General features: G+C 47.3%; 16 protein-coding genes. 12 read left to right on the top strand and 4 right to left on the bottom strand.

Translation table 11 applies throughout. From position 1 onward, the window contains the following. Positions 1-77 precede the first annotated feature (77 nt). The 5 genes from ACSQ8O_RS02730 (at position 78) to ACSQ8O_RS02750 (ending at position 9386) form a co-directional block, all read left to right on the top strand. The gene (locus ACSQ8O_RS02730) at positions 78-1619 is read left to right on the top strand and encodes an ABC transporter ATP-binding protein (RefSeq protein WP_236290950.1); all 1542 of its coding nucleotides are present in this window, start codon (positions 78-80) and stop codon (positions 1617-1619) included. After that, positions 1612-2691, top strand: coding sequence for an ABC transporter permease (locus ACSQ8O_RS02735; RefSeq protein ID WP_236290949.1), 1080 nt, complete (start codon positions 1612-1614; stop codon positions 2689-2691). The genes ACSQ8O_RS02730 and ACSQ8O_RS02735 overlap by 8 nt, the downstream gene beginning before the upstream one ends. Before the next feature lies 1 nt (position 2692). After that, positions 2693-3676 carry an ABC transporter permease gene (locus tag ACSQ8O_RS02740; protein ID WP_236290948.1) on the top strand — a complete coding sequence of 328 codons (984 nt, stop codon included), beginning with the start codon at positions 2693-2695 and terminating at the stop codon, positions 3674-3676. 480 nt (positions 3677-4156) lie between these two features. Next, on the top strand, positions 4157-6184 hold the full coding sequence (locus ACSQ8O_RS02745; RefSeq protein WP_436240376.1) for a methyl-accepting chemotaxis protein: 2028 nt from the start codon (positions 4157-4159) through the stop codon (positions 6182-6184). 130 nt (positions 6185-6314) lie between these two features. Then, positions 6315-9386 carry a response regulator gene (locus tag ACSQ8O_RS02750; protein WP_436240377.1) on the top strand — a complete coding sequence of 1024 codons (3072 nt, stop codon included), beginning with the start codon at positions 6315-6317 and terminating at the stop codon, positions 9384-9386. A 129-nt stretch (positions 9387-9515) separates the two neighbouring features. Here ACSQ8O_RS02750 and ACSQ8O_RS02755 read toward each other — a convergent pair whose 3' ends face one another. The 3 genes from ACSQ8O_RS02755 to ACSQ8O_RS02765 form a co-directional block, all read right to left on the bottom strand. Then, positions 9516-10571: a hypothetical protein gene (locus tag ACSQ8O_RS02755; RefSeq protein ID WP_436240378.1), complete on the bottom strand. Its 1056-nt coding sequence runs from the start codon at positions 10569-10571 to the stop codon at positions 9516-9518. Continuing rightward, a complete protein-coding gene (locus ACSQ8O_RS02760; protein ID WP_436240379.1) occupies positions 10561-11136 on the bottom strand; it encodes a sigma-70 family RNA polymerase sigma factor in 576 nt (191 codons plus the stop codon). The genes ACSQ8O_RS02755 and ACSQ8O_RS02760 overlap by 11 nt, the downstream gene beginning before the upstream one ends. A 230-nt stretch (positions 11137-11366) precedes the next feature. Next, the gene (locus ACSQ8O_RS02765; protein WP_436240380.1) at positions 11367-12284 is read right to left on the bottom strand and encodes a helix-turn-helix transcriptional regulator; all 918 of its coding nucleotides are present in this window, start codon (positions 12282-12284) and stop codon (positions 11367-11369) included. Positions 12285-12437: 153 nt separating this feature from the next. Here ACSQ8O_RS02765 and ACSQ8O_RS02770 point away from each other — a divergent pair, with 153 nt between their 5' ends. Next, complete coding sequence (locus ACSQ8O_RS02770) at positions 12438-13163, top strand: alpha/beta fold hydrolase (RefSeq protein ID WP_436240381.1); 726 nt, start codon at positions 12438-12440, stop codon at positions 13161-13163. 102 nt (positions 13164-13265) lie between these two features. Here ACSQ8O_RS02770 and ACSQ8O_RS02775 read toward each other — a convergent pair whose 3' ends face one another. Further along, a complete protein-coding gene (locus ACSQ8O_RS02775; protein ID WP_436240382.1) occupies positions 13266-14123 on the bottom strand; it encodes an AraC family transcriptional regulator in 858 nt (285 codons plus the stop codon). A gap of 220 nt (positions 14124-14343) precedes the next feature. Here ACSQ8O_RS02775 and ACSQ8O_RS02780 point away from each other — a divergent pair, with 220 nt between their 5' ends. The 6 genes from ACSQ8O_RS02780 (at position 14344) to ACSQ8O_RS02805 (ending at position 22947) form a co-directional block, all read left to right on the top strand. Further along, the gene (locus ACSQ8O_RS02780; RefSeq protein ID WP_436240383.1) at positions 14344-15525 is read left to right on the top strand and encodes a galactokinase; all 1182 of its coding nucleotides are present in this window, start codon (positions 14344-14346) and stop codon (positions 15523-15525) included. 1 nt (position 15526) lies between these two features. Beyond that, positions 15527-16525, top strand: a complete 999-nt coding sequence (galE, locus tag ACSQ8O_RS02785; protein ID WP_436240384.1) for a UDP-glucose 4-epimerase GalE — start codon at positions 15527-15529, stop codon at positions 16523-16525. A gap of 39 nt (positions 16526-16564) precedes the next feature. Next, positions 16565-18139, top strand: coding sequence for a UDP-glucose--hexose-1-phosphate uridylyltransferase (locus ACSQ8O_RS02790; protein WP_436240385.1), 1575 nt, complete (start codon positions 16565-16567; stop codon positions 18137-18139). 838 nt (positions 18140-18977) lie between these two features. Continuing rightward, the gene (locus ACSQ8O_RS02795; protein ID WP_436240386.1) at positions 18978-19367 is read left to right on the top strand and encodes a MarR family winged helix-turn-helix transcriptional regulator; all 390 of its coding nucleotides are present in this window, start codon (positions 18978-18980) and stop codon (positions 19365-19367) included. A gap of 33 nt (positions 19368-19400) precedes the next feature. Next, positions 19401-21179 (top strand): ABC transporter ATP-binding protein, encoded by a 1779-nt coding sequence (locus tag ACSQ8O_RS02800; RefSeq protein WP_436240387.1) that lies wholly within the window; start codon positions 19401-19403, stop codon positions 21177-21179. Beyond that, positions 21172-22947 carry an ABC transporter ATP-binding protein gene (locus ACSQ8O_RS02805; RefSeq protein ID WP_436240388.1) on the top strand — a complete coding sequence of 592 codons (1776 nt, stop codon included), beginning with the start codon at positions 21172-21174 and terminating at the stop codon, positions 22945-22947. The genes ACSQ8O_RS02800 and ACSQ8O_RS02805 overlap by 8 nt, the downstream gene beginning before the upstream one ends. Positions 22948-22950 lie beyond the last annotated feature (3 nt).

Consider the following 22950-nt stretch of genomic DNA (forward strand, 5'->3'; position numbering starts at 1 on the left):
CTAGTTATACTAACTAGCCTTGTTCTTTAGTTTTAATGGGAAACAAAGAACAAAAAATTGATCATTAGGGTGATCTTATGAGTGAAGCAGTCCCAGTTGTTGAACTTCGCAACATTACGAAACGTTTTCCAGGCATTGTTGCTAATGATGCCATCAGCCTGAAGTTGAGAAAAGGCGAAATTCATGCCTTGCTTGGTGAGAATGGTGCAGGAAAATCAACACTGATGAACATTGTGTTCGGTTTATATCAGCCGGACGAAGGTAGTATTCATGTACAAGGCAACGAGGTTTTTATCGACAGTCCGAATCGAGCGATTGAGCTTGGCATCGGGATGGTGCATCAACATTTCAAGTTGGTACAACCGTTTACAGTAACTGAAAATATCATTTTGGGGATGGAACCCAAACGTGGTATGAATGTGGATATTCGAACAGCGCAAGATAAAGTGCGCAAGCTATCTGAGCAATATGGTTTACGTGTGGATCCAAAAGCCAAAATTGAAGATATTTCAGTCGGTATGCAGCAGCGTGTCGAAATATTGAAAACGCTGTATCGTGGCGCCGATATTTTAATTTTTGATGAGCCTACAGCTGTACTAACGCCGCAAGAGATTAGTGAATTGATGGTCATTATGCGTAACCTTGTAAAAGAGGGCAAGTCCATTATTCTCATTACACATAAGTTGAAAGAAATTATGGAGATCGCCGATACAGTGACGATTATTCGTCGTGGTAAAGTGATTGATACCTTGGCATGCGCACAAGCGAATCCGCAAATACTGGCCGAGAAAATGGTTGGACGCGATGTCTCTTTTAAAGTGAACAAAGAAGCCGTAAAACTTGGGGAGCCTGTTCTCCAGGTGCAAGATCTAATGGTGCGTAATCAACAAGGATTAGCCTCGCTTAAAGGGCTTAATTTTGAAGTGAAGGCTGGGGAAATTCTTGGTATCGCGGGTGTAGATGGCAACGGTCAGAGTGAATTGATCGAAGCATTGACGGGCTTGCGTACCGTAGATGGCGGGAAAGTGCTGCTCATGGGCAGCGATATTACGAACCAGACGCCGAGAGAAATTTCGGAGGCCGGATTGTCACATATCCCTGAAGATCGGCATAAACACGGGTTGGTGCTTGATTTTACAATGAGTGAAAATATGGTGCTCGAAACATATTTCCACCCTGCGTATAACAAAGGCGGCTTCTTGAATTATGACGTCATCGATAAGCATGCGGAGGCGTTGATTAAGCAGTTCGATGTGCGCACACCGAGTATTTACAACAAGGCACGCTCCTTATCTGGGGGTAATCAGCAAAAGGCGATTATTGCAAGGGAAATACATAAGAATCCCAATTTGTTGATTGCGGCGCAGCCGACGCGTGGTTTGGATGTTGGTGCGATTGAATTCGTTCATCGGATGCTGATTGAGCAGCGGAACAAAGGGAAAGCCGTTCTGTTGATTTCTTTTGAGCTGGATGAAATTATGAATGTTTCCGATCGGATTGCCGTTATCTACGAAGGACAGATTGTGGGCGAAGTGATGCCGCAGGATACGAACGATCAGGAGATCGGTCTGCTGATGGCGGGCAGTAAGCGTACGGAGAAAGGAGCCCTTCATGAATAAAATTGTTCGCGTTTTTACAAGTGAATCAGCGGTCAATCCCCTTGTAGCGATCGTGCTGGGGCTGCTATTCGGAGCGCTTGTCATGCTGGCTGGCGGTTACAATCCGATTGCTGCGTATGGGTCACTGTTCTCTCGGATTTTGGGAAGTCCGTACGATATCGGGGAGTCGATTCGGGCGATTACGCCACTTATTTTAACCGGATTATCCGTTGCCTTCGCTTTCCGTACAGGGTTGTTCAATATTGGTGCGGAAGGGCAGTTCGTGATGGGGATGACGGGGGCTACCTTTATTGGTGTCAAAATCCATGGTCTGCCATGGATCATCCATGCTCCCCTTGCGGTAATTGTCGGCGCGTTGATCGGTGGACTATGGGGAGCTATTGCAGGTTATTTAAAAGCAAAGCGCGGTGTGAACGAGGTCATTACCACGATCATGTTGAACTGGATTTCCTTGTTCCTGTCCAACTATATCGTGAACACGTTCTTACTTGAGCCAAAGCAGCAGCGTTCTTATATGATTCAAGATTCAGCATCACTAAGTATTGGTTGGTTGTCAGATGCGATGAATCATGCGAGGCTTCACTGGGGAACCTTAATTGCCATTCTGGCCGCGGTCGTCTTCTACTTGATTCTTTGGAAAACGAAGCAAGGCTACGAACTGCGTGCCGTAGGACATAATATCGATGCCGCTAAGTATGCGGGCATGAACGTGAATAAGAACATCATCAAGGCAATGTTCATCTCTGGTGTGTTTGCTGGACTTGCTGGCGTATTCGAGGTTCTCGGTGTATTCCATTATCAGGTAGTTGCGGCAGGCACGCCAGGATATGGATTCGACGGTATCGCGGTATCCTTGCTCGGGGCTAACAATCCGATAGGCGTTGTGCTGGGCGCTGTCCTTTTCGGCGGCTTATCTTATGGTTCTGCGGGGATGAGCTTTGGTGCAGATGTACCACCAGAAATTATCCGTATTGTCATCGGATCGGTGATTTTCTTCGTTGCTACCCAAGGTATTGTCAAATGGGTACTGATCCCGTTCTACGGCAAGCGCAAGAAAGAGAGGGCTTCGTAATATGGACCTGCTCAGTATGCTTAATGCGTTCTTCACGAAATTCAGTGAACTTATTAATACAACGCTGGTGTATTCCACAGCGCTAATCTTCGGGGCTTTAGGCGGTATTTACTCGGAGCGTTCCGGTATCGTCAATATCGGTATCGAGGGTCTAATGGTATCCGGCGCATTCGCTTCCGCGGTTGGCGCTTACTATGCGGAAGAGGCGAACATGGGCGTCTGGTCCCCGTGGATTGGACTCTTGTGCGCGCTGCTATTCGCACTGATCTTCGCCTTGATTCATGCGGTTGCGACGATTTCGTTCAAAGCGAATCAAGTCATCAGTGGTGTTGTGATCAACTTCTTGGCAGCAGGCGTAACGTTGTACTTGGTGAAAGTATTGTTCAACGGTGCGGGTCAAACCGAAACCCTGAATGATGTATTCTCCAAATGGGAAATTCCGCTTCTCTCCAAGATTCCTTATATCGGGTATGCACTCTTTACAGCTTATCCGACAACGTATATTGCATTAATCCTAGTCTTCGTGACGTGGTATGTGCTGTTCAAAACACCGTTCGGCCTACGCCTGCGTGCCGTTGGTGAACATCCGAGCGCTGCGGATACGGTTGGGATTAAAGTAAAACGTATCCGTTATCTCGCTGTACTGATCAGCGGTCTGCTCGGCGGTCTCGGCGGGGCAACGATCACGCTAACGACAACGAGTGCGTTCTCGCATAACACGATCTCGGGTCAAGGCTTTATTGCGATGGCCGCGATGATTTTCGGCAAATGGCATCCATTTGGCGCATTGGGCGCCGCGGTATTCTTCGGAATGGCGCAAGCGCTCAACAATTTCATGCGGTTGTTCGATTTCTCCAAAAACATTCCGCAGGAATTCCTCTACATGCTGCCTTATGTACTGACAATCCTGGTATTGGCAGGAGCCGTGGGCCGCGCGAAAGCACCGTCCGCACTGGGTGAGCCGTACGATCCAGGCAAGCGATAGATTGATGAAGAAGCACCATCATGGGAGTAATCCTGCGATGGTGCTTTTTTTTACCAATTAAGTATGTCGAGGAACCCGAACCCGAACCCGAATAGAATAACTGGATTTCATACAGCTAATTTAGCGCTAATGCTCCATTTATTTCGATTAGCTGTAAATAATACAGCTATTTCGGAGCTGAATTGTCCATCGGGGCGTTTCTGTAAGAATTAACTACATATTTTCCACTTAAATTGAATATGGGGCGAAAAAAAGGAAATATAGATGGAGTTTTTCCAGTTATTTGGTAGGTGGAGCCTTAAGACTGTAGTGATAGCTGAATACGAAAAGTTAGGGGGAAGCAGTCAACCTGTTAATGTCGTATTTTGAAGGAAAATGTCGAAGTGAGTCTGAATTTCTTAAATACCAGTTTTTGGTGGGGACAAATTTGGTGTGACCAAATAAAGAGAAGCAATTAGCATATAGGAGGAGTAAGAGAAAATGAATACGCAACGAGGAATGAATGTACAAGGGTGGGTGAAGGCAATCTCCTTTACTTCGTTCAGAGCAAGAATGACGATTATGTTTCTAGTTATCGCGTTGGTACCGATGTTATTTAGTACCGTTTTTTCATCCTACTATTTAAAAAATGTGGTGAATGATGAAGTTCACTCCAAAGAAGAGAGTATTCTGAAAGCGAATGTTACGGCCATTGATTACTCCATTCAGCGTCAAATCTCCATTCTGAAAGAAATGCTGAAGTATGAGGAGATCAAGAGTGGAAATGAGAAGGAAATCATCAAAACACTCCTCAAATTCGAACAAGCCAATAAAGACGTCGAACAGTACGTTTATGTGAATAAAGATGAAATGGCGCTAACTTCAGCAGGACAGAAAATTTCTGTATCCGATCGTGATTACATCAAGCAAGCCAAACAAACGAAGCAGCCGGTGAGTACGGATCTCCTCGTCAGTAAGACAAGTGGGAATAACATCATTGTTTTATTTGTCCCGATGCTCGATGATAAGCAGAATTTTATTGGCGGGATTTTCACTCCTCTGACGACTAGTAACCTCAATGTATACACCGATACGATTCAGTTAGGCGAAACTGGCTATGGATATTTAATGTCCCCTAGTGGTGGACTGTTAACGTATCCGAGCAAAGAACTAGCTGGAAAAAATATAGCGGATGTGCTTCCGAAGTCGGAAGCAGCGAAATTACAAGAAACAGTTTTAAAAGAAAAAAGCGGGACGATCAATTTTACAGGTGATGATGGTGTGGCGAGGGAAATCAGCTTCGATACGATTCCATCAACTGGCTGGCGATTAATTACAAATGTGGTGGATGATGAAGTGTTTGGCTCTGTAACAACGGCAACTCATGTATCCATATGGCTGGCTGTGATCACGACGATTGTTGTAGCTGCTATTGCGCTGCTGGTATCCACGGCGACAACGAAACCAGTGCTGGCGATTACAGAAGCTGTGAAGAAGATGGCGGCGGGGGACTTGACCCCACGACTTACGATCAATCGCAGTGATGAACTTGGACAACTAGCTGTGAATATGAATCTGATGTTAGATTCCTTCTCGGATATCGTCAGTAAAGCCAGTTTTACCGCAGAGCAGCTAGGTGCATCATCGGAGGAGCTAACGGCTGCGGCGACGGAATCTGTTGGCATTTCCAATCGCATCGTCGAGTCTATGCAAGAGGTATTCAATGCGAGTGAGGGTCAACTGATGGGGGCCGAGCAAACGTCGATTGCGATGGGTGAAATGGCGGTAGGCGTTCAGCGGATTGCCGAATCTTCCTCTGTTGTGACGGAAGCCTCCCATACGTCGATGATGGAAGTGCAGCAAGGCCGTGTTGCTATCACGCAAGCCGTTGAACAGATGAAGTTCATTAATGAGTCGGTTGGCAAATCGGCCGAAGATATGAGAGCACTCGAAGCCTACTCGCAAAAGATTGGGGAAATCGTTTCGGTCATTACCGAAATTACGAACCAAACCCAACTGCTATCGCTGAATGCTTCGATCGAGGCGGCACGTGCTGGCGAGCAAGGTCGCGGCTTCGCTGTGGTAGCGAATGAAGTGAAGAAGCTTGCAGAGCAGTCGTCCTCGTCAGCAAAGGATATCTCCCAATTGATCCGTGAAGTCCAATCATCGACAGCGAGAGCGGTACAAGCGATGAACAATGGTGTCAAGGACGTGGAGAAAGGTTCCGATCTGATTGATGCAGCGGGTCAAGTCTTTAATCGTGTGACGGTTGCGTTCGAAGAAATCTCAGATCAAATCCAAGAGGTATCCGCAGCATCGCAAGAAATGTCGGCAGGAACAGAGGAAGTATCAGCGTCCATGAGCGAGATTGTCTACATGACGAAGGCGTCTCATGAGCATGGTCAAGGTATCTCAAAAGGTTCGGAGAAGCAGCTCGAGGCAATGGAAGAAATATCTGCCTCTGCAGAGGATTTAAGTCATATGGCGCAAGAGTTACAAGAATCGCTTTCTCGCTTTAAAACTCGCTAGTTGTAGGTCTAATCAGCTATATTTACATAAATAGCTAGGTATTTAGGAGGTCAATTAGGAAATTCTGATTGGCCTTTTTCACTAGAAACATAGACCTTATGTTATAATCGGCTAAGAGGGGTGAGTCACAATGAAAGCGATTACTTTGATGAGGTCAATGTGGACTTTTATCATCATCATAGCTTTACTAATAGTAGTTATTGGAACAAACTTCTACCAAATGTTCGCTCTGAAGGGGACCCTTGACCATGTCAAGACGAATTGGATGCCGAGTATTGCTAGAATTGTAGAGATGCAAGAGCTCATTACACAGGAAAGAGTTCTTCTGCATAAAATGTTACTTGAAACGGATAAGAATACCCTTCTTAACGTGATTACCTCATATCAGAATGTCAGCCGACAGTTTGATGAGAAGTATCGAGGTTATGAGTCTTTCATCAACTCTGAAAGTGAAAGACAGATTTATATAGAAGTGTCGGATAATGCGATAGATTACTTGCAGAAAGGTCAGCTTATCATCGATGCCGTCCAATCTGGTGATTATATCAGAGGGAAGAGCTTGCTGGACATGCTCACACCGAGTCGAGCGCAAGCTGACGCAAGCTTACAGAAGTGGATTGATTACAATTTGATGGGGACCCAAAGAGATGTAGATCGCACATCCAATCAGCGTGAGTTAGTACTTTGGATGGCGAGCATTTTCACGATCGTGGCGATTGCGATTGGGGTTGCTCTTGCCTTGCAGACTCGATCCGTGCGGAGGAAAGGCGAACAGAAGTTGATGAAGGAGAAAGAGAAGGCCCAGAGCTATCTCGATCTCATTGATGTCATGATTGTCGTTTTGGACCGAGATGGTAAAATTGACATGTTGAACCGTAAGGGTTACTCGGTGCTAGGTTATGAGGAAAAGCATGCCTTAGGTAAGGATTGGTTTGAAGTTTGTGGGCCTGAGCATCTTTTTGAAATACGGACAGAGCGCTACCAAGAATTCATGGATGGCGAAGCTTTGTCGGACTATTTTGAATCGCTCATCGTAGATAAATTAGGTGAAGAGCGCCTTTACGGGTGGAGCAACAACTTGATTTGGACAGAAACCGGAGAAGTGGGCGGCGTTATCTTTGCAGGTGTCGATATTACCGAACGTAAGCAGGCCGAAGAGACGCTGAATCAGTACAAAGACCATCTTGAAGTGTTGGTGGAGGAACGTACATCTGAGCTGGAAAACAAGAATCTGCTTCTTGCTGACGCTAAAGAGTCCGCTGAATCTGCTAACCGGGCGAAGAGTGAATTCTTGGCGAATATGAGCCATGAAATCCGCACACCGATGAACGCTATCCTCGGATTGAATTATTTGCTGCAGCAAACGGATCTCACGGAGCGGCAGAAGGATTACGTCGGGAAGACGGTTCTTTCGGCCAAAAGCTTGCTGACGATCATCAGTGATATTCTCGATTTCTCGAAAATTGAAGCAAAGAAGATTGTGCTGGAGCGCATCGATTTTGATTTGTATGAAATTATGAGCAATATATCGAATATCATTGGATTTTCACTGTATGAGAAGGGGTTAAAGCTGCATTTCTCCATCCACCATGAAGTTCCTCAAGTCTTGAATGGTGATCCGTTCCGATTGAATCAAGTTTTACTTAATTTGGTGAATAACGCTTTGAAATTTACGGATGAAGGTGAAATTACGATTGCGGTAAGTGTTTCTTCACAAGATGACAGTGGGGTTTCACTTCGCTTCGAAGTAAGAGATACAGGCATTGGGATGACACCTGAGCAGCAAGCATTATTGTTCCACGGATTCACACAAGCCGATATGTCAACGACCCGCAAATATGGGGGAACAGGTCTTGGTCTAGTGATCAGCAAGAGTATTGTAGAGTTGATGCAAGGGGAGATTCATGTCGAGAGCGAGCTGGGGAGGGGGAGTTCCTTCATCTTTACAGTAAGGTTCGAAGTAGGTTCTGAGCACTTGTTCAGTGCGCCAGTAGCTTCCTATTTAAAATTTCTGCGTGTGCTTCTCATTTGCGATGACGAAGAAATGCGCCTTGTTTTGAAGAGTCAACTGGAACAGTTCCAATTCATTGTTAATGACGTAGATTCTGCTCAAAGCGCATTGGAACAAATTAGTTCCAGCGGCCGATATGATCTGGTTATGATCGATTGGAAGCTTCAGGATGAGAAGGCGCACGCCTTGGCGGAGAAAATAAAGCTGGAATATGCGACACCTGTGCAAGTGATCGTACTGATCAGTTCGTATCATGAATCGGAGCTTCAGCTGAAATCTCAGTCGGCGTCCGTGAAAAAAGTGCTCTACTATCCAATGAGCCAGTCTCAATTATATAACCAAATAACGAACTTGTTCCAAGAGCAGCTACAGATGAAGATCGCATCACCACAGGGTGAGAGTGAAACCAAGAAACTGCACATGCTCCGTAACACGGAGGTCTTGCTGGTGGAAGACAATGAAATTAACCAACAGGTGGCGCAAGCCATTCTTCAAGAGATGGACATTCATGTAGACGTAGCAGAGAATGGCATCGAAGCGTTGAAACGTGTAGCGACTAAGCGGTATGATGCCATTTTGATGGATTTACAGATGCCGCTCATGGACGGCTTTGAGGCGACGAGAAATATTAGGGATTTCGATCAGGAGACGCCGATTATCGCGATGACTGCTGATGCTATGCAGGGAGTCAAGGAGCAGGTCCTGGAAGCGGGCATGGATGCGTATATTTCCAAGCCGTTTGAACCTATTCAGCTATTTAGCGTCTTACAGCGAACGATTCAGAGCTCGCGTGGGAGAGGGTATGCTGAAGTCGCAGCAGCGAAGCAAATCGAGGCGCTGCCTGCCTTGAACGCGGCGGAGGCACTAGGGCGCTTGGGACAAAATGCGAACCTCTACGAGCGGATTTTGCACAAGTTTGCAGCGAATCACGCGAACGCCATAGATGAGATACGAGAAGCGATCACGAACATAGACTATCCCGAAGCGCTGATGCTTGCTCATACGCTGAAAGGCGTGGCTTCCAACATCGGAGCAACGCCGCTCAGTCATACGGCTGATGAGCTTCAAACAGCGATCCATCAAGGTTCACTCGGGTTGCTGGAGGCGCTTTTGGAAACTGCCGAGAGCAGGTTGGCGCAGGTTAATCAAGCTATTATCGCGTATTTGGCAGCAAATGCTCAAGAGAAATAAAGGATTATCTTAGTGCTTAGACGAAGATAAGGCTCTTTTTAAAACACAAATGACCCGTAGGAGTGACATTTATAAAAATGCCACTCTTGCGGGTCATTATTGCGAGTTGAGGTTATTGGGGCTTGCTTGTTATTTCTTCAATGGTGTTTCCGTTTTGTGTTCAATCACTTGTGATACCTTTGGTTCAATAGCTTTTGACATTTGTTCAATGGAAGCATTGTTTTTAGGAACATTACCATTGTTTTCACCTTGCATTTGTAAACCGGCTTGCGTTTGTGCAATGACATCAATCACTTGTTGTTTAGAGATGTGTTTAGATGCTGCAATGTCCACAACAGATTTACCTTTTGCTAATTCTTCTTTTAATTCTGTAGGGCTAATTTGTAGTAAAGAAAGCAGCTTTTCATCATTTAAGTAGGCATCAGCAAAATGATCAGGCTTACCATCTTTAGAGAAAAAACCTTCTACTTTCGTATTTGAAGCTGTAGTTTCACCACCTACCAGAGACAGGCTGATGGTATTGCCTTGAACAAATACCTGATAGAAAGGTGTATTTGATCCCTTTTTAGTGTAATTCAACATCAACGTTTTTTGATCCGGATTCTCCATTTGCTCGATAGCAAACTCGTACTCTTCGATGTGACCATACAGGTTACTAATGAGATAATCTACCTTGCCCTTAATTTCTTGATCGGTCAAAGCAATGAGTGGCTTGTCCTTAGGCTCCCAATTCTCTTGATTCACGTGTTCAATCTTACCTGTACTACTGTTTGTATGTAGGATGAACTTTTTGCCAGTTCCTCCTTTTTCCTGGAGTATGATGCTTGTTTGAACACCTTGAACGTGGCTTGCCTCGATAATCTCAAACGATTTTGTTTCGGGAAAGGCGCTATACAGCTTCTCGAGTGTTGCATGGCCAACCTTATCTACTTTAACTTGTTCAGCAGTCATTGGTGTTCTAGTAAGCATTTCAATTAGGGTAGGGGCCGCGAATGCTGCGGTCGGAATCAAAAGTGCAGCAGCAACAAGTCCGCCAATTAGTCGTTTTTTCATGTTTTTTTTGCTCCTTTTTGATTGGAAATAGTCAGAATAGGATTGTTCGATTCGTTTGGAAATGGCCGGGGGACACGCCATCTTGTCTGCCTCATTGTGCAGATGCTCACGGATTTTGCGTTCAATAGTCATTGATTTGTTCCATCCTTTCCGGGGGGAGATTCCATATGTTTTTTCGAAGCGCCTGGAGCGCAGCATGATATCTGGACTTGACTGTACCCAGCGGAATATCGAGCAGAGTTGCAATTTCCTCAAGCGTATAGTCGTGATAAAAGCGAAAGATAATCACTTCCCGCTGTTTATCGGTCAGTTTTCGCATGGACTGCGATATCATGTGGTTCGACTCATCCATTAAAGTAGTATGTTGATCCCAATGAGGCTCTTCTCGCGAGAAGGCACGGATGCGTTCGAAAATTCGGAATCTCCGCCAGCTCTTGACCCGAAATCTCTGCACCTGACGAATGACCAAGCCGTGCAGCCAGAAGTGGAAAGGACGGTTTGTATCGTAGTTAGCAAGTGAGGTCCACATTTGCATATAGATCTCATTCATGACATCTTCCCGATCCTGCTGATGGTCCACAAGAAAGGAAAGTGTTCGGTAGATGTCTTGATAGGTGGCATCGTACATCGCGTGAAACGCCTGTTGATCACCATCTTTCATTTTTATAAGTAATTGGTACATGAATTCATTTTGCATTCGGAGGGCCCTCCTGAGTTAGCGTACACCCTATATTGTCTCTCAATCGGAAAAAGGTTCGGTTTTATTTTTATTTTTTTTATTTTTTATTCTGGGTCATTGTTTGGTTAATTATTTCATTTTCCGAGATAAGAAATAGCGGCAGCCATGGACGAGAAACTGAAGTCCGAGGCTGCCGCTGTTTTATTTTCAAAATTCATGGATGATTTACACGTTACCGCTAGTAAAGTTCATTGAAAATAAAGTAATCGCATCGATTCAATTTTTTGACGGATGTATGCCGTGGCCGCAGTGGGGGTCACCACTTTAACCTCATCCCCGAATTGCCAAATCAAATCCATGTAGAAATGAATGTCCTCTACCGCTATTTCCATCGTTAGGGATGCGCTTCCATCTTTATTGTGCTGTATGAATGGATTAAACCGCGGGTTCGATTCCAACAGCCACACCCCTTTATTGGTCATCTCAATTTCGAGTGTAATTTGTTCTCGATCATCCTTAGTAGGCTTATCCAGTAAAGTCTTCTGGTTGATGTCCTCCCGGCAAGCAATTCGTTCGTTCAGCGTAGCGGAAAGGATTCGATCAGCTCTGAACTGCCTTATGTCCTCCTTAGTAAAGCAATAAGCGGGACAATACCAATAACCCGAACTAGTATACAGACCAATCGGTTGAATATTCCTCTCTGATACACCGCTGCTGGATTTGTACTCGATATGGACTACACTACCGATCATGATAGCTTTTAGGAGAGTTTGAAGAATCTCTGCTGACATCAATCGATAAGGGTTCCAGAACATGATCCTGTTCTTTAGTCGGTCAATTTGTTCCTTTATATCTCCAGGTAAATAATGATAAAACTTATGAAGTGCGGAGTTTGCCCCCTCCCCAAAAGGTAAAGAGCTAAAATAATCCATCGTTTGACATGCAAAAAATAGGGAGAGCGCTTCACCCTCTGTAAAGCTGATTGGTGGCAAAAGTCTTTCTTGGAGTAGCCTAAAGCCTCCTCCTCTTCCTTGAATGGAGTATACGGGAACACCGAGTTCGCTTAACTCTAGCAGATCCCTTGTAATCGTTCGAGTGGATAGACCGAATTCATCGGCCAATTCCCTGACGGTGAAATAGGGTTTGGCGTTAATCCTCATAATCATTTGGATGAGACGCTGTGACTTCTGCAAAGACCCACCTCATTTGTAATCGTTTATTTCATAATACGCTATAAATAAGACATAAATTGTCTTGTTTACTTGATATTATTATCCTATAAGTAATCTAAAGCTACAACCAATGGGGGCTTGATCAATGTGGATAAGAATTCACGAGAAAAAATAGGTTTTGTATTTGTCAATGGGGCAGGCTTGGAAGGGCAGGTTTGGAGTAAAGTTGCGGATAATTTAGAACATCCTTACTTATTTGCCCAGTTTCCTCTGAGGAAAAGTTCCTTTGATTCTAGAAGCCATCTTTCTTTGGAGGATTATGTGACACATATGAAAAGACAAGTGGATGAATGGGGGACTCACAACATTGTAATTGTTGCACATTCACTTGGAGGCGTTCTTGCTCTTAGACTGGCATCCTTAATCACTGATCGATTGGTGGGGATTGTCGCTGTAGGAGCAGCAATTCCGAAGCGGGGTGGTTCTTTTTTATCCGTTTTGCCGTTTCCTCAGAGGATTCTGATGTCAATTATCCTGCGTACCCTAGGTACGAGACCACCAGAGTCTTCCATCCGCTCGGGATTGTGCAACGACCTCTCACCCTATCAAGCTATGGAGATCGTAAAAGGATTCATTCCCGAGGCCATACGCGTATATACCGATCGAGTCAACGTGCCCTTTCTCGATGTACCAAAGCTGTTTGTGAAACTAACTAAGGATAAAGAGTTCAGTCCTTCATTACAAGATAAGATGATCTCAAACCTTTCCCCGCAATCTATACGAAGTTTGGATACCGGACATTTACCGATGATTAGCAATCCAGAAGGCTTGCAATCGATACTGGTAGACTTTGTAACGAAAGAACTAAGTTAGCTTTACTAATTGTAGAGAAAACTTGCTGTTATTTTATTTATGATAAGGTAATTTTGCCTAAAAGTTGGCTGAATTCATATTCCAATTACTACGTAAGGAGAATCAGAGAGATTTGATTTGATTCCGATACTCACTCGGCGAGACGCCATACCAACGCCTGAACTGCTTAGAGAAGTACAGCGGGTCATAGAAGCCTACTGATGCTGCGATCTGCTCAATGGTGAGCTCTAGTCGCTCCCGCAGCAGCAGGCGCGCTTTGTCCACGCGCAGCTTGAGCAGGAACGTTACCGGCGTCAGCTTGGTGTGCCGCTTGAATATGCGCGATAAATAGGCGCGATTATAGCCCAGGCTCTCAGCCATCATTTCAATCGTAATGGGCTCCGCATATTGCGTGGACAAGTAGTGAATCGCTTGCTGCACGATGCGGTCGCTTTCGTCTTCCGCGACCAGTCCTGTTACCACAGGGGTAGACATGGCTTCACAGTACTCGCCGAGCAACAAGTTAAGGTAGCCCGCCGCTTTGAGTTGCGCATTGGATTTCTTGGATTTGAGCGCTAGCTGGATCTGGCGAAAAAGCACAGGCATATGCCGGTTGCGCGCGATATGGATGATGGGGTTCGCGGGCGTGAGGCCCGCCTCACCAACGAGCTTTGCCGCTTGCACGCCTGTAAAGGCAATCCAACAATAATGCCACGGATCTAACTCATCAGAGACGTAGCTGATGAGTTGTTCCGGCTCAATGACGAAGCTGTCGCCAGCGCCAATGGCATACTCTTCTCCATGTGTAGAGAATACGCCGCGACCCGATATGACATAATGAATTAAGTAGTAGTCATATACTTTTGGTCCCAGTCGATGTTCAGGCTTGGTCTGGCTTTCCCCTGCGAATAATACCGTGAAATCGCTCTCCCCAGCAGGAAGGGGGTTCGATACGACATAATAGCTCTCTGGCTTATCCATGGCGTTTTCTCATCTCCGTTCGAGTCCATTCGTTCCTTCCACTGTATCATACATCTAACATAAAACGGAATCTGTAAATCACATTTTTCCATGTTGAAATAACATGCCTCCATAGCCAATCCATGGCATATCTCTTATACTTAAGCTACAAACTTACACAAACATCATTTCTAACAACAACCAAGCAAACATACCAATACCACTAAAGGCGGTGCCACACATGGCAGATTTGCAAGCACTTAAAGACACGTTTATTGAAATTTACGGAGAAACAGCTGCGAAAATATCAGCATTTCACGCTCCTGGTCGAGTGAATTTGATCGGCGAGCATACGGATTACAACGGCGGTTATGTATTCCCGGCAGCTTTGACGTTCGGAACGACCTTGATCATTCGTCCAAGACAAGATCGCGTGATCGGCTTCGCATCTACGAATTTGGCACTTCGCAAACAAATTTCCATAGACGACTTGTCCTACCAAGAAGAGGATGATTGGATCAATTATCCGAAAGGCATCTTCGTTCACTTAGCGAAAGCAGGATTCCCAGTGACGCAAGGTTATGATCTTTTGTTCCACGGTGAAATTCCAAATGGTGCAGGGCTTTCTTCCTCAGCTTCGATCGAGGTTGTTACAGCTTTTAGCTTACTGACACTAGAAAAATACCCAATCGATACCGTCAAAATCGCGCTGCTCGCACAAGAAACAGAAAACCAATTCGTTGGCGTAAATTGCGGCATCATGGACCAATTCGCTGTAGCGAATGGCAAGAAAGACAACGCGATCTTGTTGATGTGCGATACGCTCGAGTATCGTCATGTTCCTTTTCAAAGCGGCAGCTATAAGCTTGTGATCGGCAACACGAACAAACGCAGAGGTCTCGTCGACTCCGCTTACAACGAGAGAAGAAGCCAATGCGAGCAGGCAGTTACTTACTTGCAAAAGCAATTCCCAGACATCACGCTGCTTGGTCAACTGAACCTTGAGCAGTTTAACGAATATAAACATCTGATCCCTGATGAAACGGTTCGCCGTAGAGCGGAGCATGTTGTTGAAGAGATTGATCGTGTTTTGAAATCCATCGAAGTACTTGAGAAGAATGACCTGGAGTCCTTCGGTAAGCTGATGATCGGTTCCCACGATTCCCTTCGTGACCTGTATGAAGTAACAGGCTTGGAGCTCGATACCATGGTTGCAGCGGCGTTAAAGGTGCCGGGTGTACTCGGTGCTCGGATGACGGGCGCAGGCTTCGGTGGTTGTACGGTTTCCTTAGTGCATGAAGACAGCGTTCAGACGTTCATCGACCAAGTAGGCGCAGAGTATACGGGCATTACAGGGCTTACACCGAGCTTCTATGTTTGCGATATTGGCAATGGTGTAGAGCAACTTGAGGAGGCGTTGTAAAATGGCAATTCTAGTTACAGGTGGAGCGGGGTATATTGGATCACATGCGGTAGCAGAGCTTCTAGCCAAAGGTGAAGAAGTCGTTATCGTTGATAATCTGCAGCAAGGACACAAGGACGCGGTGCTTGGCGGTAAGCTTTACGTTGGCGATCTGCGCGACGGCGAGTTCATGGATACAGTTTTTACAGAAAATAATATCGATGCCATTATTCATTTTGCAGCAAATTCCCTTGTTGGTGAGAGCATGACCAATCCGGCGAAATATTATCATAATAACGTGTACGGAACCCTTTGTTTACTTGAAAAAATGACGCAATACGGCGTGAAACGCATCGTATTCTCCTCAACAGCTGCCACGTATGGCGAGCCTGAGAACATCCCGATCCTCGAAAGCGATCGTACCTTGCCAACGAATACGTACGGCGAGACGAAGCTGGCGATGGAAAAAATGATGAAATGGTTCGATACCGCTCATGGTATCAAATACGTGTCGCTGCGCTACTTCAATGCAGCTGGCGCTCATGCGGGCGGCAAAATCGGTGAAGACCATAGCCCAGAAACGCATTTGATTCCGATTATTTTGCAAGTAGCGCTAGGTCAAAGAGCGCACATCTCGATTTTTGGCGAGGATTATGCGACAGAAGACGGCACTTGTGTTCGTGACTACATTCACGTTAGCGATCTAGCCAGCGCACACGTGCTTGCGGTAGAGAAGCTGCGCGGTGGTGCGGACAGCAACATTTATAACCTTGGCAATGGCACAGGCTTCTCCGTGAAGCAAGTGATCGATATCGCGCGCAAAGTTACAGGCCATGCGATCCCTGCTGTAGTTGAGCCTCGTAGAGCAGGAGACCCAGCAACGTTAATCGCCTCCTCGGAGCGCGCAAGAGCGGAACTAGGCTGGAAGCCAGCTTTGGATTCCTTGGAAGCGATCATTGAGAGCGCGTGGAACTGGCACCAGAAGCACCCGAAGGGGTACGCGGCGGAAGTGAACGTTTAACCTGAGGTTGAGGTTCTCATAAGAAAGGGAAGTGGCAATATGGAACGCACATTACAAACGCCGCAATCTGCAGCGTTAACGATAGAAAGACTTCTGCAATTCGCTACCCAGAATGGGTTGATCGAACAGCTGGACGTCTATACTTCACGCAATGCTTTGCTGGATTTGTTCGAACTGGCGGAGCCTTTCCAAGGGGAAGTACCTGCGGAGAAATTGAACAGTCCGGTTGGTCTGCTGGAAGAGCTGCTGGATGCGGCTTGGGAAGCGGGACTACTGGAAGAGAACACGATGACGTACCGCGATTTGTTGGACGCGCGCATCATGGGACTCATGATGCCTCGTCCTTCCGAGGTGGTAAGTGAATTTTGGAAGATCGCGAAAACGCAGAGTGTGGAAGCGGCGACGGCTTATTTCTACAAGCAATCCATTGATTCTAACTATATTCGTATGGATCGTATTGCGAAGAATGCTTACTGGCTGGCGGAAACAGCTTACGGGGATTTGGAAATTACAATCAACCTCTCTAAGCCGGAGAAGGATCCGAAGGAAATTGCGCTGCTCAAAACGCTGCCACAAAGCAGCTACCCCCTATGTCTACTCTGTGTAGACAATCTGGGCTATGCAGGCCGTGTGAATCACCCGGCTAGACAGAATCTGCGCGTTATCCCGCTTGAGTTGGATAATGAGAAGTGGTACCTACAGTACTCACCTTACGTGTATTATAACGAGCACAGCATCATCTTCCATGAGAAACATATCCCGATGAAAACTACAGCAAATACGTTCTATCGTCTGCTGGACTTCATCGAGCAGTTCCCACATTACTTCATCGGGTCGAATGCCGATCTGCCGATCGTTGGGGGTTCGATCCTGAATCACGATCATTTCCAAGGGGGACGCCACAAGTTCCCGATGGAAAAAGCGCCAAGTGAGAAAGCATTCTCACATGCGGATTTTGCTGGCGTGAAGGCCGCGATTGTGAAGTGGCCGATGTCAGTGTTGCGCCTAAGCGGGCACAACAAGCAACAGCTGTACAAGCTGGCTAGCAAGCTGCTCGACGACTGGCGTGCATACAGTGATGCGGAAGCGGAGGTCCTCGCGTTTAGCGAGAAGGACGGACAGCGGATCCCGCATAACACGATTACGCCTATCGCTCGCAACAATGCGCGCGGTGAGTACGAGCTTGACCTGGTGCTGCGGAACAACCGCACCAGCGCAGAGCATCCGGATGGGATTTTCCATCCGCATCAGCACTTGCACCACATCAAGAAGGAGAACATCGGCTTGATTGAGGTTATGGGGCTGGCGGTGCTGCCAGGCCGCCTGCAAGAGGAGCTAGCGGCTATCGCCAAGCTGCTCACCGGCAAAGCCGAGCTCAGCCGCGAGCTGAGCGACACGAGCCATCCGCTGCATAAGCATGCGGATTGGATCGCGGCGCTGCTCGCGAAGCATGGCGCGTCGCTGACGGCTGACGCGGCGAATACGGTGCTGCAGACCGAGGTCGGCAGCAAGTTCATGGACGTCCTGCTCGACGCAGGCGTCTTCAAGAGAGACGACGCCGGGCAAGCGGCGTTCGGACGGTTTTTGGCTGCGGTGGGCTTCGCGCAGCTCTAGGTTAGAGCGGAATCCCTGGTCGGTTGACTAGGGATTTTTTGTTGCGCGCGCCCGAAGTGGTCGCGCGGGTCTTGGGGTTGGCGATGGTTCCAGTAGCGTTAGCTAGAATAACTGGATAAACTACAGCTAATTTCAAGGGAAACCCATGAAATTGGAGGATAGATGGAAAAAGTACAGCTAATTTCCCCGGTTTCTCTCGTTAGGAGCTAAATGGTGAAAATTAGATGTAGAAAATCCAGCTAATCCGAAATTTGAGGGGGAAATGATGAGTTTAGATGGAGATTTTCCATCTAAGTGATAACTGGGCTACTTTAAGTTCTGGACCCAACCCAGCCTCTGCAATAAACTCACCAACCCCAGCAACCATCGCACTAAAAACAAGCTAATCACTCCCCGACCCACTCCCACCATCAGACGCACCATTCCCCAACAAGCCTCTCGCATCCGAAACAATCCAATCACTCCCTAACTCGCTAGCATCAACAGAAGTGCCATCACCACAAAGCTTTCCGCACCCGAAACAAACTAATTACTCCCTAACTCACCCCCACAACAGACGCGGAACGCCCACCAATCCGTCCTCACCAAAAAAATAAATACTCCAATCCACCCCACCAGCAACATCAGGCCCCTCCATACACATTTCTTCCCCAGCCCCTGATCATCCGGTCCTTCCTATCACGATCCCCTCACACGTGCAAATGGAAAAAAACGTATTGACAGAACAAGCATCGCTACCTAGAATATTGATTAGCCGACTAACTAAAAAGGAGCTGCTCCATTGTCCCGTCACCATAATCCTGATTCTCTGACACATATGATGTCTCATTTGCTAAAAATGCACCGCCGCAACATCGATCAAATCATTCATAAGTATGATGTTTATCCTGGACAGCCACCGCTGCTGCTAGCTTTGTTTGTCGAAGATGGTCTCAGCCAAAGCGAGCTTGCTGACCGCATCCACAACAAACGGGCGACCCTGTCCGTCATGGTGGACCGTATGGAAAAGACAGGACTCGTCGAACGTCGTCCTGACGAGAACGATCAACGGGTTACGCGTGTCTACCTGACCGATAAGGGCAGAGAAGTCACCGTTCATGTAAAAGAAGCGATTAAGGAGACCGATGAGCTGACATTTTCGCATTTTTTGCCTGAAGAATTGCTCTTGTTTCGACGTCTGCTACTCCAAATGAAAGATAATCTCCGCTCTACTGATATCGAAAATTAGTTAGCTGACAAACAAAAGGAAGGACATCATGCCATGTGGAAACTACGATCGTTTGTTAAACCGTATTGGTTCATAACGCTACTCGCACCTTTGCTGATGGTGATGGAGGTATGCATGGATTTATCCCAGCCTCGCCTCATGGCGACCATTGTAAATCACGGGGTTGCTGAGGGAAATCTCGCATTGATCTGGTCGACAGGCATACATATGTTAGGCGTCGCCATCATTGGTCTCATAGGCGGGGTGGGCTGTACATTTTTCACAGTGAAAGCGGCCCAAAGCTTCGGTGCTGACCTGCGATTAAGCGTATTCGAGAAGGTCCAGTCCTTGTCGTTCCGACAATTGGATACATTCTCGACCGGATCGCTGATCACACGTTTGACCAGTGATGTGATGCAAATGCTGAACATCCTTCAAATTTTACTGCGTCAATTTACACGTGAAGCGTCACTGCTTATCGGCAGTTTGATCATGGCTGTGGTCATTTCACCACGTCTTTCCTTGATCCTGCTAGCCGTTGTACCGTTTCAATTCGTCATTCTGTATCTATTGATGAAACGCTCTACACCACTTTTTCGCCAGATGCAGACGAAGATCGATCGCGTAAACACCGTTATGCAAGAGAGCACGACGGGCATTCGTGTGATCAAAGCTTTTGTTCGCGCCGCCTTCGAGCGGACGCGCTTTGGTAAGGCGAACACAGACCTGCTGAACGCCAGTCTTAGCTCCGCGCGTGCCTTGGCTACAAGCGGGCCGTTGATGACGTTGATTTTGAACATAAGTATCGTTGCCGTCCTCTGGTTCGGAGGTGCTCAAACGTGGAGCGGCTCGATGGCGATTGGTGATTTGGCCGCATTCATCATCTATATCAGCCAAGTGTTGTTTTCGCTTGTTTCCATTACGAATACGCTGATGAATATTTCCCGTGCGCAGGTTTCCGCTGAACGGATTCGAGAAGTGCTCGATACGAAGGTGGATCCGAATGAGCCTGCGCAGGATCAGAATAAACCAGAGCTACTTGAACCAGACCAATCTTCATCGACATCATCCCCTGTAGTAGGTTGCGAATTGGAATTTGAGCGGGTTTCATTCGTGTATGAAACAGCTCCCGATCAGCCAGTTCTCAAGGATATTTCGTTTAATGCACTGCCAGGTCAAACCATTGGCATACTTGGGGCAACAGGTTCAGGTAAATCTACACTGGTTAGCTTGATCCCGCGACTCTATGATGCCTCCAGCGGACATATTCGTCTAAATGGCGTTGATGTGAAAGAACTGCCAGTTGAGCACTTGCGTAGCCAGATTGGTATCGTGCTGCAGCAGTCTATTCTGTTTAGCGGGACGATTCGCGACAATATTCTTTTCGGCAAGCCAGGGGCATCGGATGCAGAGATGATGGCAGTCGCCAAAGCCGCAGAGGCGGATAGTTTCATCTCCAAACTGCCTGAGGGCTATGAAGCCAAGTTGGGGCAACGAGGCGTGAACCTATCCGGCGGTCAAAAGCAGCGAATAGCGATAGCTCGGGCATTGCTTCTGCGATCTCCTTTACTTGTGCTGGATGACAGCACGAGCGCAATTGATTTAGGTACGGAGAAACGCATCCAGCGTTCTCTGCAAGCGTTGATGGCAGGCAGCACGCGCATTATTATCGCTCAGCGCGTATCCTCCGTCCTGCATGCCGACCAGATTCTTGTCCTCGATGAGGGACGCATCGCTGCACGAGGAACACATGAGGATCTGCTGGCGACAAGCGCGCTGTACCAAGATATTTACAACTCCCAGCAAGGGAAGGAGGCTGCTCTGCATGGCTAACAAGCAAACACGCAAACCACGCGCGAAAAACATCGGCGCAACCCTCCTTCGCATGTGGGGGTATCTGAGGCTTCAACGTACCGGGCTGCTCACCGTTGCCGTCTTGACGGTCCTGGGCAGCGGTCTCGCCTTGCTCGGACCTTATTTAATTGGGAGAGCTATTGATGATTACATCATACCGCGAGATCGGAGTGGACTGCTCGGACTCTGCCTCCTTCTACTCGGTTGTTACGTAGTCAGCGGAGCTGCATCTTGGATCCAATCTTATCTGATTGCTGGGGTATCCCAGCGGACCGTCTGGCAAATGAGACAAGATCTGTTCCGCCACCTGCACAAGCTGCCTATCAGCTATTTTGACAAGACCTCACATGGGGAACTCATGAGCCGCACGACCAATGATGTCGATAACGTCGCAACCACGCTCAGTCAAAATTTAACGCAGATCATGACCAGTATCATTATGATTGTCGGGTCGTTGATTATGATGATTACTTTGAATATTTGGCTTACGCTCATCGCCTTAATCACGGTGCCGATCGTGCTCTTCACAACCAAGCAAATCACGAAACATACACAACGCTTGTTCAAAGAGCAGCAGCAGCGGCTCGGTGAACTGAATGGCTTAATTGAAGAGACGATTTCTGGGCAAAAGGTTGTGAAAACATTCCAACGCGAAGCTGCTGCCGTCGATCAACTCGCTGCAATTAATAAGCAGCTTCGAGTTGCTGGTACAGGTGCGCAGCAGCTATCGGGTATGATGGGGCCGAGCATGAATATGATCAATCATTTTAGCTTCATTCTGCTGGCTGCTATCGGGGGTTGGATGGTGCTGAGGGGATGGACGATGGTTGGCGTGATTATCAGCTTTTTGAACTATTCGAAGCAATTCAGCCGTCCGATTAACGATCTCGCTAACCAGTATAATATGATTCAGTCGGGTATTGCGGGTGCGGAGCGCGTTTTTGAAGTGATGGATAATGAGACGGAGTACGAATCGAACAAAGAGGGTATCCAGCTAACGGATGTCAAAGGGGAAGTCGTATTTCAAAATGTTTCCTTCAGCTACACGGACGAAGTGCCCACGCTGCATGAGGTTTCGTTTACTGCGGAGCCTGGTGATTTAATTGCCTTAGTAGGTCCCACGGGTGCAGGCAAGACCACAATCATCAATCTGCTAACTCGCTTCTATGATGTAAATGAGGGCTCTATTACGATAGATGGGCTCGACATTCGTAAGATGGAAAAAGACAGCCTTCGCAGCCAACTCGGCCTTGTACTGCAAGATGTTTACCTGTTCTCGGGGACGATCCGAGAAAATATCCGCTTCGGCCGCTTGGACGCGACGGACGAAGAAGTGGAGGCCGCCGCGCAGCTTGCCAACGCGGACGGGTTCATTTGCAAGCTGCCGAGCGGCTATGACGCCAAGTTGACCGCCGGAGGCGGCAACTTGAGTCAGGGCCAGCGGCAGCTGCTCACGATCGCGCGGGCGATTCTCGCCGACCCCGCGATTCTTGTGCTCGACGAGGCGACGAGCTCCGTCGACACGCGCACTGAACAGCACATCCAGCAGGCGATGGGCGTGCTCATGAAGGGGCGAACGAGCTTCGTGATCGCCCATCGGCTCAGCACGATCCGCGAAGCGAGTGCGATTCTGGTCATCCACGGCGGCGAGATCGTGGAGCGCGGCACGCACGAAGAGCTGCTGGCTCTTCGCGGCCATTACTATGACTTGTACGCGAGCCAATTCAGCGAAGCAAGTTCGTTTTGACGG

Source organism: Paenibacillus sp. LjRoot56 (assembly GCF_964253335.1).
Classification (GTDB): Bacteria; Bacillota; Bacilli; order Paenibacillales; family NBRC-103111; genus Paenibacillus_E; species Paenibacillus_E allorhizoplanae.

What these genes read in the sequence shown, in the direction of transcription:
- ACSQ8O_RS02730 (WP_236290950.1), top strand. Translation starts at nt 78, where the DNA reads ATGAGTGAAGCAGTCCCAGTTGTTGAACTTCGCAACATTACGAAACGT.
- ACSQ8O_RS02735 (WP_236290949.1), top strand. Translation starts at nt 1,612, where the DNA reads ATGAATAAAATTGTTCGCGTTTTTACAAGTGAATCAGCGGTCAATCCC.
- ACSQ8O_RS02740 (WP_236290948.1), top strand. Translation starts at nt 2,693, where the DNA reads ATGGACCTGCTCAGTATGCTTAATGCGTTCTTCACGAAATTCAGTGAA.
- ACSQ8O_RS02745 (WP_436240376.1), top strand. Translation starts at nt 4,157, where the DNA reads ATGAATACGCAACGAGGAATGAATGTACAAGGGTGGGTGAAGGCAATC.
- ACSQ8O_RS02750 (WP_436240377.1), top strand. Translation starts at nt 6,315, where the DNA reads ATGAAAGCGATTACTTTGATGAGGTCAATGTGGACTTTTATCATCATC.
- ACSQ8O_RS02755 (WP_436240378.1), bottom strand. Translation starts at nt 10,571, where the DNA reads ATGACTATTGAACGCAAAATCCGTGAGCATCTGCACAATGAGGCAGAC.
- ACSQ8O_RS02760 (WP_436240379.1), bottom strand. Translation starts at nt 11,136, where the DNA reads ATGCAAAATGAATTCATGTACCAATTACTTATAAAAATGAAAGATGGT.
- ACSQ8O_RS02765 (WP_436240380.1), bottom strand. Translation starts at nt 12,284, where the DNA reads ATGATTATGAGGATTAACGCCAAACCCTATTTCACCGTCAGGGAATTG.
- ACSQ8O_RS02775 (WP_436240382.1), bottom strand. Translation starts at nt 14,123, where the DNA reads ATGGATAAGCCAGAGAGCTATTATGTCGTATCGAACCCCCTTCCTGCT.
- ACSQ8O_RS02780 (WP_436240383.1), top strand. Translation starts at nt 14,344, where the DNA reads ATGGCAGATTTGCAAGCACTTAAAGACACGTTTATTGAAATTTACGGA.
- galE (WP_436240384.1), top strand. Translation starts at nt 15,527, where the DNA reads ATGGCAATTCTAGTTACAGGTGGAGCGGGGTATATTGGATCACATGCG.
- ACSQ8O_RS02790 (WP_436240385.1), top strand. Translation starts at nt 16,565, where the DNA reads ATGGAACGCACATTACAAACGCCGCAATCTGCAGCGTTAACGATAGAA.
- ACSQ8O_RS02795 (WP_436240386.1), top strand. Translation starts at nt 18,978, where the DNA reads ATGCACCGCCGCAACATCGATCAAATCATTCATAAGTATGATGTTTAT.
- ACSQ8O_RS02800 (WP_436240387.1), top strand. Translation starts at nt 19,401, where the DNA reads ATGTGGAAACTACGATCGTTTGTTAAACCGTATTGGTTCATAACGCTA.
- ACSQ8O_RS02805 (WP_436240388.1), top strand. Translation starts at nt 21,172, where the DNA reads ATGGCTAACAAGCAAACACGCAAACCACGCGCGAAAAACATCGGCGCA.